This is a genomic window from Pseudomonas haemolytica (assembly GCF_009659625.1).
Classification (GTDB): Bacteria; Pseudomonadota; Gammaproteobacteria; order Pseudomonadales; family Pseudomonadaceae; genus Aquipseudomonas; species Aquipseudomonas haemolytica.
Genome location: NZ_VOIW01000003.1, coordinates 572,532 through 588,808, shown reverse-complemented (window position 1 = coordinate 588,808; position 16,277 = coordinate 572,532). Strand labels below are relative to the sequence as shown.

The 16,277-nt window shown below is 60.3% G+C and carries 15 protein-coding genes; 7 read left to right on the top strand and 8 right to left on the bottom strand.

Going from position 1 to position 16,277, the window contains the following annotated elements; all coding sequences use genetic code 11:
- Positions 1 to 4 precede the first annotated feature (4 nt).
- Both epd and tkt read right to left on the bottom strand, forming a co-directional pair.
- Positions 5 to 1,063, bottom strand: a complete 1,059-nt coding sequence (gene epd, locus FRT59_RS13125) for an erythrose-4-phosphate dehydrogenase (protein ID WP_034116186.1) — start codon at positions 1,061 to 1,063, stop codon at positions 5 to 7.
- A 142-nt stretch (positions 1,064 to 1,205) separates the two neighbouring features.
- Positions 1,206 to 3,203 (bottom strand): transketolase, encoded by a 1,998-nt coding sequence (tkt, locus tag FRT59_RS13120; protein WP_034116187.1) that lies wholly within the window; start codon positions 3,201 to 3,203, stop codon positions 1,206 to 1,208.
- Positions 3,204 to 3,463: 260 nt separating this feature from the next.
- Between tkt and FRT59_RS13115 the strand changes: the two genes are divergently transcribed.
- The 5 genes from FRT59_RS13115 (at position 3,464) to FRT59_RS13095 (ending at position 8,427) form a co-directional block, all read left to right on the top strand.
- Positions 3,464 to 4,459 (top strand): ArsR/SmtB family transcription factor, encoded by a 996-nt coding sequence (locus FRT59_RS13115; RefSeq protein WP_034116188.1) that lies wholly within the window; start codon positions 3,464 to 3,466, stop codon positions 4,457 to 4,459.
- A 19-nt stretch (positions 4,460 to 4,478) separates the two neighbouring features.
- On the top strand, positions 4,479 to 5,669 hold the full coding sequence (gene metK / locus FRT59_RS13110) for a methionine adenosyltransferase (protein WP_003194964.1): 1,191 nt from the start codon (positions 4,479 to 4,481) through the stop codon (positions 5,667 to 5,669).
- A 212-nt stretch (positions 5,670 to 5,881) separates the two neighbouring features.
- A complete protein-coding gene (locus FRT59_RS13105; RefSeq protein WP_034116189.1) occupies positions 5,882 to 6,232 on the top strand; it encodes a hypothetical protein in 351 nt (116 codons plus the stop codon).
- Positions 6,233 to 6,330: 98 nt separating this feature from the next.
- Positions 6,331 to 7,992 carry an NAD-dependent DNA ligase LigB gene (ligB, locus tag FRT59_RS13100; protein ID WP_153871390.1) on the top strand — a complete coding sequence of 554 codons (1,662 nt, stop codon included), beginning with the start codon at positions 6,331 to 6,333 and terminating at the stop codon, positions 7,990 to 7,992.
- 39 nt (positions 7,993 to 8,031) lie between these two features.
- Positions 8,032 to 8,427: a DUF1090 domain-containing protein gene (locus FRT59_RS13095; protein ID WP_034116191.1), complete on the top strand. Its 396-nt coding sequence runs from the start codon at positions 8,032 to 8,034 to the stop codon at positions 8,425 to 8,427.
- A 6-nt stretch (positions 8,428 to 8,433) separates the two neighbouring features.
- Here FRT59_RS13095 and FRT59_RS13090 read toward each other — a convergent pair whose 3' ends face one another.
- Positions 8,434 to 8,883 (bottom strand): c-type cytochrome, encoded by a 450-nt coding sequence (locus tag FRT59_RS13090; RefSeq protein WP_034116192.1) that lies wholly within the window; start codon positions 8,881 to 8,883, stop codon positions 8,434 to 8,436.
- A 129-nt stretch (positions 8,884 to 9,012) separates the two neighbouring features.
- On the opposite strand from FRT59_RS13090, the gene mltA reads away from it, so the two are divergent.
- On the top strand, positions 9,013 to 10,206 hold the full coding sequence (mltA, locus tag FRT59_RS13085) for a murein transglycosylase A (RefSeq protein ID WP_153871389.1): 1,194 nt from the start codon (positions 9,013 to 9,015) through the stop codon (positions 10,204 to 10,206).
- Positions 10,207 to 10,266: 60 nt separating this feature from the next.
- Here mltA and FRT59_RS13080 read toward each other — a convergent pair whose 3' ends face one another.
- Entirely contained in the window at positions 10,267 to 10,653 is a 387-nt protein-coding gene (locus FRT59_RS13080) for an MAPEG family protein (RefSeq protein ID WP_034116194.1), read from the bottom strand.
- A gap of 31 nt (positions 10,654 to 10,684) precedes the next feature.
- Positions 10,685 to 11,518: an EamA family transporter gene (locus FRT59_RS13075; RefSeq protein ID WP_198809667.1), complete on the bottom strand. Its 834-nt coding sequence runs from the start codon at positions 11,516 to 11,518 to the stop codon at positions 10,685 to 10,687.
- 102 nt (positions 11,519 to 11,620) lie between these two features.
- Here FRT59_RS13075 and FRT59_RS13070 point away from each other — a divergent pair, with 102 nt between their 5' ends.
- Positions 11,621 to 12,880 (top strand): cation:proton antiporter, encoded by a 1,260-nt coding sequence (locus FRT59_RS13070; protein WP_034116196.1) that lies wholly within the window; start codon positions 11,621 to 11,623, stop codon positions 12,878 to 12,880.
- On the opposite strand, the gene FRT59_RS13065 is transcribed toward FRT59_RS13070, so the two are convergent.
- From FRT59_RS13065 to FRT59_RS13055, 3 genes are all read right to left on the bottom strand, one after another.
- On the bottom strand, positions 12,874 to 13,761 hold the full coding sequence (locus FRT59_RS13065) for a formate/nitrite transporter family protein (RefSeq protein ID WP_034116197.1): 888 nt from the start codon (positions 13,759 to 13,761) through the stop codon (positions 12,874 to 12,876). The genes FRT59_RS13070 and FRT59_RS13065 overlap by 7 nt on opposite strands.
- Positions 13,762 to 13,833: 72 nt before the next feature.
- Complete coding sequence (locus FRT59_RS13060) at positions 13,834 to 15,753, bottom strand: patatin-like phospholipase family protein (RefSeq protein WP_153837472.1); 1,920 nt, start codon at positions 15,751 to 15,753, stop codon at positions 13,834 to 13,836.
- Positions 15,754 to 15,853: 100 nt separating this feature from the next.
- The gene (locus FRT59_RS13055) at positions 15,854 to 16,258 is read right to left on the bottom strand and encodes an acyl-CoA thioesterase (RefSeq protein ID WP_034116199.1); all 405 of its coding nucleotides are present in this window, start codon (positions 16,256 to 16,258) and stop codon (positions 15,854 to 15,856) included.
- Between the last annotated feature and the right edge of the window lie 19 nt (positions 16,259 to 16,277).

Here is a 16,277-nt window from a genome sequence, read left to right as displayed (position 1 = left end):
TGAATTACTGTTGATGAGGTTGTTTAGAGGCGATGTGCAGATAATGTTCCGCGACATCCAGCATTCGGTTGGCAAAGCCCCATTCGTTGTCGAACCAGGCCAGGATGTTCACCAGCCTCGGGCCGGAAACGCGGGTCTGGCTGGCATCGACAATCGCCGAATGCGGGTCATGGTTGAAATCACAACTGGCGTGGGGCAACTCGGTGTAGGCCAGCAAGCCTTTGAGCGGGCCGCTGGTCGCGGCGTCACGCAGTATCCGGTTGACCTCCGTCGCATCAGTGTCGCTGACGGTTTGCATGGTGATATCCAGGCAAGACACGTTCACCGTCGGCACCCGTACGGCTTTGGCCTGGATTCGCCCGGCAAGTTCCGGCAACAGACGCTCGATGCCGCGAGCTAAGCCTGTGGACACCGGAATCACCGACTGGAACGCCGAACGCGTCCGGCGCAGGTCTTCGTGGTGATAGGCGTCGATCACCGGTTGGTCGTTCATCGCCGAGTGAATCGTGGTGATCGACACATAATCCAGGCCGATCGCCTGATCCAGCAGGCGCAACAACGGCACGCTGCAGTTGGTGGTACACGAAGCGTTGGACACCAGCAGCTCATCACCGGTCAGGCAATCCTGGTTGATGCCGTAGACGATGGTGGCGTCGACATCCGCCTCGCTGGCCATCGGCTGTGAAAACAGCACACGCGGTGCACCGGCGTCGAGAAAACGCTGGCCATCGGCACGGGTGTGATAAGCACCGGAGCATTCCAACACCAGGTCGACGCCCAGCGCCGCCCAGTCGATGCCCTCGGGGGTGGCACTGCGCAAGACTTTCACGCAGTCGCCATTGATATGCAGACAATCGCCGTCTACCCGCACTTCGCCGGGGAAGCGGCCGTGGGTGGAGTCAAAGCGTGTCAGGTATTCGATGCTGGCCATGTCGGCCAGATCGTTGATCGCGACAATTTCAAACCCGGCCGCCGCCCCTCGCTCGAACAGAGCACGCAAGACGCAACGACCAATGCGGCCGTAGCCGTTGAGTGCAACTTTGTAGGGACGCGGTTGAGGCATGGGGTTCTCGATTACCTTGGGTAATGGGGTGAATGTGCCACCGCCTTCGCGAGCAAGCCCGCTCCCACAGTTGAAATGCATTCCAAATGTGGGAGCGGGCTTGCTCGCGAAGGCGTCAGTACAGCCACCCCAATCTACAGCCTTAGTCTTCCAGCAGCTCTTCAGCCTGACCCAGGATATTTTCCAGGGTGAAACCGAACTCTTCGAACAACGCCGGTGCCGGCGCCGACTCACCGTAGGTGGTCATGCCAATCACGCGGCCTTCCAGGCCCACGTACTTGTACCAGTAGTCGGCGTGAGCCGCTTCGATGGCGATACGCGCACTGACCTGCAAGGGCAATACCGATTGCTTGTAGCCGGCGTCCTGGGCTTCGAACACGCTGGTGCATGGCATGGACACAACGCGCACGTTACGGCCTTGGGCGGTCAGCTTGTCGTAGGCCTGAACGGTCAGGCCCACTTCGGAACCGGTGGAGATCAGGATCAGCTCCGGCTCGCCGATGCAGTCCTTGAGCACATAACCACCACGGCTGATGTCGGCGATCTGCGCGTCGGTACGCACTTGGTGCTGCAGGTTCTGACGCGAGAAGATCAGCGCCGAAGGGCCGTCCTTACGCTCGATGGCGTGCTTCCAGGCCACGGCGGATTCGACCGCGTCGGCTGGGCGCCAGCAATCCAGGTTCGGCGTGGTGCGCAGGCTGGTCAGTTGCTCGACCGGCTGGTGCGTCGGGCCGTCTTCGCCCAGGCCAATGGAGTCGTGGGTGTAGACATGGATCACACGCTTCTTCATCAGCGCAGCCATGCGTACGGCGTTACGTGCGTATTCCATGAACATCAGGAAGGTCGCGCCGTAAGGCACCAGGCCGCCGTGCAGGGACACGCCGTTCATGATGGCGCTCATGCCGAACTCACGTACGCCGTAGTACATGTAGTTGCCGCTGGCGTCTTCGGCCGAGACACCTTTGCAACCTTTCCACAGGGTCAGGTTGGAACCGGCCAGGTCAGCCGAACCGCCGAGGAACTCAGGCAGCAGCGGGCCAAAGGCGTTCAGGGTGTTCTGGCTGGCTTTACGGCTGGCGATGGTCTCGCCCTTGGCCGCGACTTCGGCGATGTAGGCCGAGGCTTTTTCCGAGAAGTCGGCAGGCAGGTCACCGGCCAGGCGTCGTACCAGCTCGTTGGCAAGCTCCGGAAATTCGGCAGAGTAGGCAGCAAAACGCTGGTCCCATTCGGCTTCGGTGGCCAGGCCTTTTTCCTTGGCATCCCATTCGGCATAGATGTCGGCCGGGATTTCGAACGGGCCGTGGTTCCACTTCAGCGCTTCGCGGGTCAGGGCGATTTCCGCGTCACCCAGTGGGGCGCCGTGGCAGTCTTCTTTACCTTGCTTGTTCGGCGAGCCGAAACCGATGGTGGTTTTGCAGCAGATCAGGGTCGGCTGCGCGCTCTTGCGAGCGGTGTCGATGGCGGTCTTGATTTCTTCCGGATCGTGGCCGTCAACGTTGCGGATCACCTGCCAGTTGTAGGCTTCGAAACGCTTCGGGGTGTCATCGGTGAACCAGCCTTCGACTTCGCCGTCGATGGAGATGCCGTTGTCATCGTAGAAGGCAATCAGCTTGCCCAGGCCCAGAGTGCCGGCCAGGGAAGCGACTTCGTGGGAAATGCCTTCCATCATGCAGCCGTCACCCAGGAATACATAGGTGTGGTGGTCGACGATGTCGTGGCCAGGGCGGTTGAACTGCGCGCCCAGGACTTTTTCCGCCAGCGCGAAGCCAACGGCGTTGGCCAGGCCTTGGCCCAGGGGACCGGTGGTGGTCTCGACGCCTGGGGTGTAGCCGAATTCCGGGTGGCCCGGGGTGCGGCTGTGCAACTGGCGGAAGCTCTTGAGGTCATCGATGGTGACGTCGTAGCCGGTCAGGTGCAGCAGCGAGTAGATCAGCATCGAGCCGTGGCCGTTGGACAGCACGAAGCGGTCACGGTCGGCGAACGACGGGTTGCTCGGGTTGTGTTTCAGGTAGTCACGCCAAAGTACCTCGGCGATATCCGCCATGCCCATCGGGGCACCGGGATGGCCGCTGTTGGCTTTTTGCACGGCATCCATGCTGAGGGCACGAATGGCGTTGGCACGCTCACGACGGCTGGGCATCGCTGATCTCCTGGAGTTTGAGATAGAAGAAACGGAAAAAAGGACCGGCATTTTCCCTCAGCCACCGCCTGCGGGCAATGACAGATAGTCACTTGAGGGTGTTTTTCCTGTGCTTTGGGCGGCAATCGCTTGCAGAAACCTTTAACCGGTTCGTCTAAAGGTTATAGCGGCTGCTTATAACCGCCAATTATCGATCAATATCAAAACTTTTTGATATTGCCCTTGCAGGGATTTACACCCGTCACTAGACTGCTGGCCTTATGAACCTACCCGTGCCCTCCCTGCGTCCTGACAACGGCGATGAATTGGCAGCCTTATGCAAGGCCGCCGGTGACCCGTTGCGCTTGAACGTATTACGCGCACTGGCAAACGATTCCTTCGGGGTACTGGAACTGGCGCAGATCTTTGCCATTGGCCAGTCCGGCATGAGCCACCATTTGAAGGTACTGGCCCAGGCCGACCTGGTGGCAACGCGCCGCGAAGGCAACGCGATTTTTTACCGCCGCGCCCTGCCGCATACCGAGCTGCTGGGCGGCAAATTGCACGCTGCCCTGCTCGAAGAAGTGGACAACCTGGGCCTGCCGAGCGATGTGCAGTCGCGTATCGGCCAGGTGCACGGGCAACGCGCCGCCGCCAGCCAGGACTTTTTCTCCCGGGTTGCCGACAAGTTTCGCGCCCAGCAGGACCTGATCGCCGGGTTGGCCCAGTACCGCGAAAGCGTACTGGCGCTGTTGGACAAGCTGAGCTTCAGTAAGGAGGCCACGGCCTTGGAAGTCGGCCCTGGCGACGGCGGTTTCCTGCCGGAACTGGCGCGCCGCTTTGAACAGGTCACGGCGCTGGACAACAGCCCGGCAATGCTCGAGCTGGCGCGCCAGCTCTGTGAGCGCGAAGCCCTGGGCAATGTGCGGCTGCAGTTGGCCGACGCCCTGAGTGACACCAGCCTGCGGGCCGATTGCGTGGTGCTGAACATGGTCTTGCACCATTTCGCCGCCCCGGCCGACGCCCTCAAGCAAATGGCCGGGTTACTGCACCCCGGCGGTAGCCTGCTGGTTACGGATTTATGCAGCCACAACCAGAATTGGGCCAAGGAGGCCTGCGGTGATCTCTGGCTGGGTTTTGAACAGGACGATCTGGCCCGTTGGGCCACCGCTGCGGGACTCGTTCCCGGGGAAAGCCTCTATGTAGGTTTACGTAATGGTTTCCAGATTCAGGTCCGCCATTTTCAGCGACCGGCTGGCGACACTCACCATCGGTAAATATCAGGAAAACATCGAGATGAGCGAATACTCCCTTTTCACCTCCGAGTCCGTGTCTGAAGGGCATCCGGACAAAATCGCCGACCAGATCTCTGACGCGGTGCTGGACGCTATCATCGCTGAAGACAAGTTCGCCCGCGTGGCGTGCGAGACGCTGGTGAAAACGGGCGTGGCGATCATCGCCGGCGAAGTCACCACCACGGCCTGGGTCGACCTCGAGCAGATCGTTCGTGACGTGATCACCGATATTGGCTACAACAGCTCCGACGTCGGCTTCGACGGCGCGACCTGCGGCGTGATGAACATCATCGGCAAGCAATCGCCCGACATCAACCAGGGCGTCGACCGTGCCAAGCCTGAAGACCAGGGCGCCGGTGACCAGGGCCTGATGTTCGGCTACGCCAGCAACGAAACCGACGTGCTGATGCCGGCGCCGATCACCTTCTCGCACCAGCTTGTGCAACGGCAGGCCGAAGCGCGCAAGTCTGGCGTGTTGCCATGGCTGCGCCCGGACGCCAAGTCCCAGGTCACCTGCCGCTACGAAGGCGGCAAGGTAGTGGGTATCGACGCCGTTGTATTGTCGACCCAGCACAACCCGGACGTGTCCTACGCCGACCTGCGCGAAGGCGTGATGGAACTGATCGTCAAGCACGTGTTGCCTGCCGAGTTGCTGACCAAGGACACACAGTTCCACATCAACCCGACCGGCCAGTTCATCATCGGCGGCCCGGTGGGCGACTGCGGCCTGACCGGTCGCAAGATCATCGTCGACAGCTACGGCGGCATGGCCCGTCACGGCGGTGGCGCGTTCTCCGGCAAGGATCCATCCAAGGTTGACCGTTCCGCGGCTTACGCAGGTCGTTATGTGGCCAAGAACATCGTGGCTGCCGGCCTGGCCGAGCGTTGCGAAATCCAGGTTTCCTACGCCATTGGTGTAGCCCAGCCTACGTCGATCTCGCTGAATACCTTCGGCACCGGCAAGATCAGCGATGACAAGATCGTCAAGCTGGTGCGTGAGATCTTCGACCTGCGCCCTTACGCGATCACCACCATGCTCGACTTGCTGCACCCGATGTACCAGGAAACCGCAGCCTACGGCCACTTCGGTCGTACCCCTGCGCAGAAGACTGTTGGCGATGACACCTTCAGCACCTTCACCTGGGAAAAAACCGACCGCGCCAACGACCTGCGCACCGCCGCCGGCCTGTAATCGTTCGCGGTACATAAAGCCCCGCCGGGCCTGCCCGGCGGGGCTTTTTAGTGTCTGGAAAGCCAATCTCAGATTTTTTGGATCCAAAGCTTGCAGGCCAAATGATGGCCCACTAGAATCCGCGCCCTCTCGGGCCCTTCACCTTATTTGGATATTGCACTGCGCCCGCCCGGGACGGATAAACGCGCAGGCAATCTAACATTGAGGTTTTCATGCGCATTTCCACGCTCGCCCCTGCCGCCCTTCTGCTCAGCCTGTTCACCCTGCCGGCCCATGCCGCCGACCTGAACGCACTGAGCGGCGCCCTGAGTGCCCAACTCGGTGGGGGCAATGCCGGCGACTGCCAGCAGCAAGCCAAAGACCTGCAAACCAAGATCGATGCGGCCAACGCCAAGAACGACATCTTGAAAGTGCGGGCGTATGAATCCGCGCTGGAACAGGTAAACAAAGCTTGCAACAAAATCGCTGAAAAACAGGCCAAGGTCGACGCCAAGCAGCAAAAGCAGCAGGCCAAGGCTGAAAACAACGACGCAGTGAAAGCCTTGGGTGGTCTGTTCAAGTAAACAGAAACACTCGGTAAAAAGCCCCGCTCAGACGGGGCTTTTTTGTGGCCGTGTGAATCACTTAGGCTGGGCGCCCCTTTCGAGCAAGGATGCTCAGCATGCATGTGTTAATGGCTTTTTTTATCAGCGTTCTACCGAGCTTGGCGTGGGCCGAAGCGTGCCCCGATGACGTTCACGCGCAACTCGACACCCTGGCCAGGCAAGTCAGCCAGTGGGACGACGGTTACCACCGTCAGGGCCAGTCCCCTGTCAGCGACGAACTCTATGACCAGGCCCGCAAGCGCCTCGCGCATTGGCGCGAATGCGCTCGCCAGCCCACGCCGAAAGCTGACAACCCGCTGGCCAGTTCGCGCGGCACATTACCTCACCCGGTCGCGCACACGGGCCTGGAAAAGCTATTGGACGCATCGGCAGTCAGTGACTGGCTCAGCACCCGTCAAGACGTATGGGTCCAGCCCAAGGTCGACGGCGTCGCGGTGACCCTGGTGTATCGTCAGGGTCGCTTGCAGCAGCTCATCAGCCGAGGCGATGGTTTGCTGGGGCACGACTGGTCAGCCTCAGCTGCGAAGATCCCCGGCATCGTCCAACAACTGCCAGATGTAGTTGATGTGGTGCTGCAAGGCGAACTCTATTGGCGTCTGGACCACCATGTGCAATCAATGAAGGGTGGGCTCAATGCGCGCAGCAAAGTGGCCGGGCTGATGAACCGTCACCAGTTGAGCGACGCCGAGGCGGCAGGGATCGGTTTATTCGTCTGGGCCTGGCCAGACGGCCCCACGGACTTCAACGAACGCCTGTCCACCCTGGCCCACTGGGGGTTTACCGACAGCCAACGTTACAGTCATCCCATTGTGGACATCAGCGAAGCCGCGCATTGGCGCATGCATTGGTACAACGCACCACTGCCCTTTGCCAGCGACGGCGTGGTGCTGCACCAGGCTGCGCGGGCGCCGGGCAAGCGCTGGCAAGCCAGTGCGCCTTACTGGATGGTTGCCTGGAAGTACCCAACTATCAAAGCCCTGGCACTGGTGCGCAAGGTGCAGTTCAGGGTGGGTCGCACCGGGCGCATCACCCCTATTCTCGAACTGGAACCCGTTCGGCTGGATGATCGGCAGATCAGCCGGGTCAGCGCCAGCTCCCTGAAACGCTGGCAGATCCTGGATATCCGCCCTGGCGACCACGTGTCAATCAGTCTGGCAGGCCAGGTGATTCCTCGGCTGGACGAGGTGATCCTGCGCAACGAAACACGCATGGAGGTGCCGATACCCGACCCCCAGGATTTTCACGCCCTGAGCTGTTGGCAACTGGATCCCGGCTGCGAAGATCAATTGCTCGCCCGCTTGACCTGGCTGAGCGGCAGACAAGGCCTGGCCTTGCCGCATATAGGCCGTGAGACTTGGAACATATTGATCCAGGCCGGTCTAATCGCAGGCTTTCTCGATTGGTTAACCCTGGATGCGACGCAGCTTGCTACCATTGAGGGCTTCGGTGATCGCACCCGTGCGCGGGTGCTCGACAGTATTCAAAGCGCTCGGCAACGCCCTTTTTCACAATGGCTCAAGGCCCTGGGCGTACCGCCGGTGGCGCGCAACAACCTGGAAGGCGACTGGCAGACGCTGGTCGCCAAAGACACCCAAGCCTGGCAGGCCTCAGACGGCATCGGCCCGGGGCGCGCGGCGCAACTCAGCGCTTTTTTTCGCGACCCGCAGGTACAGGCCTTGGCTGAAACATTACGCGGAGCCGGGGTAGATGGGTTTTGAACCCCGCCCGGCCACCTGATTGCGACCTTGGAGCTTTATATGAAATTTCTCGCCCCCTTTGCCCTGCTGACCCTCGCAACCTTCATGGCCACGCCGCTGCTGGCCGCCGAAGACGTGCAACCGCTCAGCGGCTGCGCCGCCAAGCGCCAGGCCATCAGCACCCAAATTGAACAGGCCAAGGCCCACGGTAACAGCCAACAACAAGCCGGTCTGGAAAAAGCCCTGGCTGAAGTCACCGCCCACTGCACCGATGCTTCCCTGCGCAAAGAGCGCGAGAACAAGGTGCTGGACGCCAAGCACGAAGTCAGCCGCCGTCAGGCCGACCTCGACAAGGCGATGAAAAAAGGCGACCCGGACAAGATCAACAAGCGTAAGGACAAGCTGGCAGAATCACGCAAAGAGTTGCAGGACGCGGTGGAAGAACTCGACCAGTAAAACTGATCAGTGGTCGCGAAACTGTTTATGGCAGGCGCTGCAGGCATCTTCGACTTTTTGCACCGCCGGGCCCAGGTTGCTGGCCTTGTAGGGCTGCACTTGGCTGGCGATCACCAACTCACCGGTGGCCGCCTCAAGGTCGCGGGCCAGTTGCTGGAACTGCGCCTGTTTTTGCCACACGTCGTCCTTGGCACTGGTGTGGTCTTCTTCGCGCACGCTCGGGAAGTGTTTCCACGGCTCATGGGACAAGGCATCCAGCTTGACCGCACCCTCAGCAAACTTGGCGCCATCGAACGGGATACGCCCACGCAACATGCCGCCCAGGTCTTCGCCGGTCTTGAGCATCTGCTTGAAGATCGCCTTGCGCTGACCCAGGGGAGAATTGGGGTCAACCCCGCCACAGGCGGACAAGGCCAGGCAGGCCAGCAGTACAACGGTGAGTTTTTTTAACATCATGATGGCTTCAAGGTCACGGGAAACGGCGGCCAGTATCCTCGCACCGCCCACAAAGACCAATAGCCCTATTAATAATAAGGGTTGTCCGAATGCAATGAAGCACGGGCAACCGCTTCAGGAATTGCTTAGATGAATGTCACCTTGAAACCCTGGAGCCGCCGCCTGGCGTTGGCTCTGCCGATGTTCGCACTGCTGGCCGGCTGCGATGCAGGTAAAGACACCGGCAAGGAAGTCGCCAAGGAAGAAGCCAAACCTCACGCTGTAGCCACCTATGTAAGCGCTCCGTGGGAAGCCTTGCCGGTTGTCTCCGACAGCGATTTACTGGCCGGGTTTGAATCCTGGCGCAGCGCCTGCCAGCGCCTCAAGGCCGACCCGGTCTGGGGCACGACCTGCGCCGCAGCGGCCAGCGTACCCGGCGATGCCGTGGCGGTGCGTGGCTTCCTCAAGGAGCACCTGGATGTATTCGGCCTGCGTTCGGCTGACAACACGCCACACGGATTGATCACCGGCTACTACGAGCCGGTCTACCCCGGCAGCCTGACCGAAACTGCCAGCGCCCACGTGCCGGTATACGGCGTGCCGGATGACCTGATCATCGTCAACCTTGAAAGCATCTACCCCGAACTCAAGGGCAAGCGCCTGCGCGGACGCCTGGAAGGCCGTGTGCTCAAGCCCTATGACGACGCCAGCACCCTCAACAGCCAAGGCTCCACCGCCAAACCGATTGCCTGGCTGACCGATCCGATGGACCTGCAATTCCTGCAGATTCAGGGCTCGGGGCGTATTCAACTCGCCGGCGGGCGCCAGCTGCGTGTCGGTTATGGCGACCAGAACGGCCACCCCTACCGCCCTATCGGCCGTTGGCTGGTAGAGCAAGGCGAGCTGAAAAAAGAAGATGTGACCATGGGCGCCATCAGCGCCTGGGCCAAGGCACACCCGCAGCGCATTCCAGAACTGTTGGCGAGCAACCCCAGCTACGTCTTCTTCAGCGCCCGCCCCGACAGTAACGAAGGCCCACGCGGCTCGCTGAACGTGCCACTGACCGCCGGCTACAGCGTGGCAGTGGATCGCAAGGTGATCCCCCTGGGTAGCCTGCTGTGGCTGTCGACCACTAAACCCGACGGCTCACCGATCACAAGACCCGTCGCGGCCCAGGACACCGGGGGCGCAATCACTGGCGAAGTGCGCGCAGACTTGTTCTGGGGCACGGGTGACGCCGCGGGCGAGATGGCAGGGAATATGAAGCAACAAGGGCAGATCTGGATGTTGTGGCCCAAGGGTGCTGCGTTGCCTCAGGTGCCGGATGCACCAGCAGGTACCTGACAGGCGCTAAAAATCAAATGTGGGAGCAAGCCCCCTCCCACATAGGGTTTGCGTCAGCCCCTAGATCGAGACGAAGAAAAAGCTCGCAATCAACGCCATCCCCACAAACCACACCAACGACCGCAACATCGCCCAGTCCGCCAGGTAGCAGATGATGTACAGCAGGCGGCTAGTGATAAACAGCACCGCCAGTACATTAATGGTCACCAGCGACGCCGTGCCGGCCAGGTGCGCGATGATCACAGCGGCGGCAAACGCCGGGGTCACTTCAAAGCTGTTGAGTTGCGCACTGTGGGCGCGTTTGGCGAAGCCTTCGAGGGAATCGAGGAAGGCACGCGGGTCGTGGTTCTGCCGCGGCCCGAACTTGCCGCCACTGAACTTGGCCACACCTGTGCACAGGTACGGCAGAAAGATTGCGATCAACACACACCAGAAAGCCACTGTCATCACTCATTCCTTTTTTGGATTTATCAGACGGTTAGAGTTTCATCACGAACATGCCGATCAACACCAACCCACAGGCTATGAGCCGTGGGCGGCCGAAAGGTTCTTTCAGGTAACGCATACCGAACAACACCACCAGGATCACGCTGACTTCCCGCAGCGCGGCGGCCTCGGCAATCGAGCCCAACTGCATGGCCCAAAGCACCAAAGCGTAGCTCAACAACACGCATAACCCCACGCTCAGCCCCAACTGCCACTGAGTGCGCCAGAACAGGCTGAACGCCGCGCGTTTGCGCACCAGCGCCAGCAACGGAAACGGCCAGGCGCTGATCAGCGTCAGCCACACCAGGTAATCCAACGGGTGCGACCAGCGCCGTAGCGCCTGCCCATCCAGAAAGGTGTAGCAACCAATACACAGGCCGATCAGCAACACCACCGGTAGCATCGACCAGGGCAACCGGTCACCACCACCGCCCTGCCACAACAGGCACAACATGCCGACCGGGATCAGCAGGATCCCCAGAACCTGCTGGGTACTCAGCACTTCGCCGGCAAACACCAGGGTCAGCACGAGCACCACCAACGGCGACAAACCGCGCATCAACGGATACACCAGGCCCAGGTCACCGACTCGATAGGCCTGGATCAACAAATAGCGATAGAGCAATTCAAACAACGCCGAGGCAATGATCCACGGCCAGATTTCCAGCGGCGGCAAGGACACAAACCCCACCGCAAACACCACGAACAACAACGCCACGCTGTCCATGCAGGCAATGACTAAAAGGCGCTCGCCACTGAACTTGATCAAGGTGTTCCACGTCGCATGCAACAACGCCGCTACCAGCACCAGTGCTGTCGCTACCACTAGAACCTCCTCAATTGATTCTTCATGTAACTGCACCTGTTTATACTAAACGCTGCCTCCGCGCACCCGTGCGCCTACATTCCCCTGCTCCAAGGACCCCGGATGCTTGAACTTGTCGCCGCCTTCATTTGCCTCACCACCCTGCTCACCTATGTGAACTTCCGCTTTATCGGCCTGCCGCCGACCATCGGCGTGATGGTCACCGCGCTAATCTTCTCGCTGATCCTGCAAGGCCTGAGCGTGCTCGGCTACCCGGGCCTGGAGGAACGCGTCCAGCAACTGATCGGCCAGATCGACTTTGGCGATTTGCTGATGAACTGGATGCTCTCGTTCTTGCTGTTCGCCGGTGCTTTGCATGTCAACTTGAACGATTTGCGCAGCTATCGCTGGCCCATCGGCCTGCTGGCAACCTTTGGTGTGTTGATTGCCACCGTGGTGATCGGCAGCCTGGCGTACTACATCTTCGCCCTGTTTGGCTGGCACGTCAGCTTCCTCTACTGCCTGCTGTTCGGCGCACTGATTTCCCCCACCGACCCGATCGCAGTGCTCGGCGTGCTGCGTACCGCCAACGCGTCGAAACCGTTGAAAACCACCATCGTCGGCGAGTCGCTGTTCAACGACGGTACTGCCGTGGTGGTGTTTACCGTGCTGCTGGGCATCGCGCAGTTGGGTGAGACACCCACCGTGGGCGCCACCGCCATGCTGTTTGCCCACGAAGCCATTGGCGGCGTGGTCTTTGGCGGGCTGATCGGCTACCTCGTGTACCTGATGATCAAAAGCATCGAACAGCACCAGATCGAAGTCATGCTGACCCTCGCCCTGGTGATCGGTGGCTCGGCCATGGCTTCGGAACTGCACGTTTCCGCGCCGATTGCGATGGTGGTCGCAGGGCTGATCATCGGCAACCTGGGACGCAAGCTGGCGATGAACGACATGACGCGTCGCTACCTGGATGGCTTCTGGGAACTGCTCGATGACATGCTCAACGCCTTGCTGTTTGCGCTGATCGGCATGGAGCTGTTGCTATTGCCGTTCAACTGGCTGCACGTGTTCGCGGCCAGTTTGCTGGCGGTGGCGATCCTGCTCTCGCGCCTGCTGACCGTGGCCCCGGCGATCCTGCTGCTGCGGCGCTGGCGCACGGTGCCACGCGGTACGATCCGCATACTCACCTGGGGCGGTTTGCGTGGTGGCGTCTCGGTGGCGCTGGCCTTGGCCCTGCCACTCGGCCCGGAGCGTGACTTGTTGCTGAGCATCACCTACATCGTGGTGCTGTCTTCGATCCTGTTGCAGGGCTTGAGCATCGGCAAGCTGGTCAAGCACGTGACCCGGGATGAGCCTCAGGCCACGCCTGAACTTCACTGATCCTTATTGAGCTGTTGCGGATGCCTTGGGTCCGCAGCCGCTTTGCCCGGCAGGCTGGTCTCGCTGCGAATTTGCGCATGGCTGATCAGCGCGAAGATGAAGCTGCCGCCGATGATGTTGCCGGCCAGGGTCGGTCCGGCGAAGACCAGCCAGAAGTCCTTCCACGGCAACTCGCCGGCAAACACCAAGTACGACACTTCCGCCGAGCCAACCACGATATGGGTAAAATCCCCTAGCGCCATCAGGTAGGTGATCAGGATGATGATCCACAACTTGGCGCTTTCCATCGACGGGATCATCCACACCATAGTCGCGATCATCCAACCGGAAACAATGCCCTTGGCAAACATTTGCCCGGGGTCGTTTTCCATGATTTTGCGGCCGATCTCAAGGAAAGCCATGTCGGTCTTGGTATCGAAAATCGGCAGGTGCAACATCACGTAAGCCACTAGCAAGGTACCGCACAGGTTACCCACCAGCACCACTGTCCATAGCCGTAGCAGTCGCCCGGCATTGCCCAGCGTAGGCTTGCTCATGACCGGCAGCACGGCCGTCAGAGTGTTTTCAGTGAACAGTTGCTGGCGCGCCAGGATCACTGCGAGAAACCCCGCGCAATAGCCAAAGCTGGCAATCACTTTGAATGCCTCAGCGTCCGGCAGGCGTGAATTGAGCAACCCCATGGCCATCAGCGACAGGCCCATGGTGAGCCCGGCGGCCAGTGCCGACCACCACAAGGCGGCGACACTGCGCTCCAGCTCCTGGTCGCCTTGGGTGCGGATGATTTCGTGCAACACAGCCGCGCGCGGCGGCTGGTTCTTGTCAACGTCCTGCTGCTCTTCCTGCGACAGGTTGGGGGTCTTGCCGTCTGCTTGAGTGGCCATGATGTACCAGAGTCCAAGGGGTGCCTGTAGCTACGACACGCCGCGGCGGTAGCTGTTCAGCGGCCTCGGCAACTAAACCGGAATACGCCAGGCCTTGGCCTGTTCCACGGTGGTGGAGCTGAACGGTGTTTTCCAGGGCTTATTGCGCGCTTGATAATATTTGATGATGCCGTCGAGCACGCTGTTGAAGTCAGCCGGGGTCGTTGCCTCGCCCAGGTCACGCACCGCGCGCTGTAACAGCTCAACGTTGGCTGCCGGCTGGCCAGGCCGGTATAGCGATGGGTAAATGACCTCCCGCGTAAAGTTTTCAGCCTTGACCTTGATATCCCGTCTTTGCATTTCAGCAATGGCACTGTCCAACACTTTGGACATGCCTGATGCATTGCCCGATGCCAGCTTGGCGCCCACCTGCAAAAGCTGCTGGAAATTACGATGGCCCGGCGCATTCAGGCGCTTGCCAAGCCAGTCGATATCCTCTGGCCTGCGCGCCAGGGCATCCAGGTTGCGTAGCGCCGAGGCTAACTTGGGCGTGATTACCAGGGACGTGCTGGACTGATTAGCTTCGGCAATTGCACTGTCCAGCGCCTGTAATGCCTGTTGCGCCTCCTTGCGAAACCGCAACGCGTCTGCGCTGGCCGGGTCCTTCTGCAGCTCATCCTGTACACTGGCCAGCATTTGATCATCCATCGCCATCACGGCATCGTCCACCGAAGCGAACTCGTGGCGCTCACGCACCACCTCGCGCTTTGCCAGGTGCCCGAGTACCGCTTGATGGGCCTTGACCTGCAAGTACTGTTTCTGGTCCGGGGTCATGGTGAAGTTGACTGTACCGTTGAGCAGGCCGCGAAAATCACCTTTTTCCGAGTTCAGCGGCAACGTGACTGTCTGCGCCACAAAATCGTTGAGCCGGTCATTTTGGTAAGCCTCAGCAGCGGTATGCGGCGTGCCAGTGAAAGTGTCCGCCAGATAACTGAAAACACCCCCGCTTTGGGGCGGTGCTGACGTATCTTCGGACTCGAATTTGACGATCAGCGATTCGTCCTTGCCCAGTGGGCTCTCTGGAAAAGAACGCTCGATGACACCAGGGGCCGGCGTATTGAGGAGCAGTCCACCATCCTGAAAAGCCGTGACCTGCGCGACCGTCTGGAACCCATGGCCTTGTTCGGTCGGGCTTTTGAACAGGCCCGGCAACGCGCCCGAAATACGTGCAGCACGGGCGATGTCCATATCCGGTGTCAGGCTGGCATTGAACACCACCAACTGCGGGCGGCCATCGAACATGCCCGTGCCGGTGATGTTCAGTTGCTTGATCGCCGGGATATGGCGGCTCAATACCTCCAGGTCGCGAAAGGTGGGCCCTGCTCCGGCGCTGAGTTTGCTGGCGATTTGCGTGACTTCGGGTGGTCGGTTGGCCGCAGGCATCGCAGCGATATGGGCAAGAATCGATTGACGCGATTCGTTGCGAATCAAGTCTTCAAGGGGCTGCGCCTCGGTTTGCAGGCGCGGCAACAGGGTCAGCAGCAGTTGAGAAATATTACCGGCCGGGCCAGGCAGTTTTCCGGCGAGCTTGCCAAGCGTGGAACTGGCATCCTGCAACCAGGCCATCACCGGGTCTTTGCTGTTGAGCAAGCTGGGCAGGTCAAGGTTGTTCGACAGTTTCGTGAATGACTGGGCGTCCATGCCACTGGCAAGCAGCGTTGCGGAAATCGCACCGGCAGAGGAGCCGGAGACCACCTTGATGCCTTTGAGTTTGTCGGCGCCTTCAAGCGCCTGCACCATGCCCGGGAAAGCAATGCCTTTGGCGCCACCGCCACTGAGCACCAAGTGTGCCGGCGGGGGCGGTGACAACACCACCTCCACACGCCCATCGCCGTGACGATAAATACTCAGGTTGCGCTCGCCCACGCCTTTGACCAAAGGCGTCTTCACGTCCTGGTCGGTGGTTTGAGGCAGTGGGGGTTGATGGTGTACAGCCGAACTGGATACTTTCATACACGGGGCTCTCTCTACAGGATGTAGTCCTGAGTGTTGAGAGAGCCTCGGAATGATCCATGCGGAATGATTTGGTAAAGCAAATCACGCGGCGCAAGTGTTACTCGGGAAGGCCGTCGTCCTTGAACTGGTCCTTCACGTACTTGATTTCGGTACGCCCGTGGGGCGCCGGCAAACCGTCTTCGCCGAGGTTGACGAAGACCATTTTTTCCACGGTCAGGATGCTTTTGCGGGTAATTTTGTTGCGCACTTCACAGGTCAGGGAAATGGAGGTGCGGCCGAACTCGGTGGCGGTGATGCCCAGCTCGATGATGTCGCCCTGGCGCGAGGCGCTGACAAAATTGATTTCGGAGATGTACTTGGTCACTACGCGTTGGTTGCCCAACTGGACGATGGCGTAGATGGCTGCTTCTTCGTCGATCCAGCGCAGCAGGCTGCCACCGAACAGGGTGCCGTTGGGGTTGAGGTCTTCAGGTTTTACCCATTTGCGGGTGTGGAAGTTCATGGTCACTCCAAAGCGTCTT

Excerpts from the sequence above, each read along its gene's own strand:
- epd (WP_034116186.1), bottom strand. The coding sequence starts at position 1,063 with ATGCCTCAACCGCGTCCCTACAAAGTTGCACTCAACGGCTACGGCCGC.
- FRT59_RS13105 (WP_034116189.1), top strand. The coding sequence starts at position 5,882 with ATGCGCATTTCCACGCTCGCCCCTGCCGCCCTTCTGCTCAGCCTGTTC.
- metK (WP_003194964.1), top strand. The coding sequence starts at position 4,479 with ATGAGCGAATACTCCCTTTTCACCTCCGAGTCCGTGTCTGAAGGGCAT.
- mltA (WP_153871389.1), top strand. The coding sequence starts at position 9,013 with ATGAATGTCACCTTGAAACCCTGGAGCCGCCGCCTGGCGTTGGCTCTG.
- ligB (WP_153871390.1), top strand. The coding sequence starts at position 6,331 with ATGCATGTGTTAATGGCTTTTTTTATCAGCGTTCTACCGAGCTTGGCG.
- FRT59_RS13080 (WP_034116194.1), bottom strand. The coding sequence starts at position 10,653 with ATGACAGTGGCTTTCTGGTGTGTGTTGATCGCAATCTTTCTGCCGTAC.
- FRT59_RS13060 (WP_153837472.1), bottom strand. The coding sequence starts at position 15,753 with ATGAAAGTATCCAGTTCGGCTGTACACCATCAACCCCCACTGCCTCAA.
- FRT59_RS13070 (WP_034116196.1), top strand. The coding sequence starts at position 11,621 with ATGCTTGAACTTGTCGCCGCCTTCATTTGCCTCACCACCCTGCTCACC.
- tkt (WP_034116187.1), bottom strand. The coding sequence starts at position 3,203 with ATGCCCAGCCGTCGTGAGCGTGCCAACGCCATTCGTGCCCTCAGCATG.
- FRT59_RS13055 (WP_034116199.1), bottom strand. The coding sequence starts at position 16,258 with ATGAACTTCCACACCCGCAAATGGGTAAAACCTGAAGACCTCAACCCC.
- FRT59_RS13090 (WP_034116192.1), bottom strand. The coding sequence starts at position 8,883 with ATGATGTTAAAAAAACTCACCGTTGTACTGCTGGCCTGCCTGGCCTTG.
- FRT59_RS13065 (WP_034116197.1), bottom strand. The coding sequence starts at position 13,761 with ATGGCCACTCAAGCAGACGGCAAGACCCCCAACCTGTCGCAGGAAGAG.
- FRT59_RS13095 (WP_034116191.1), top strand. The coding sequence starts at position 8,032 with ATGAAATTTCTCGCCCCCTTTGCCCTGCTGACCCTCGCAACCTTCATG.
- FRT59_RS13115 (WP_034116188.1), top strand. The coding sequence starts at position 3,464 with ATGAACCTACCCGTGCCCTCCCTGCGTCCTGACAACGGCGATGAATTG.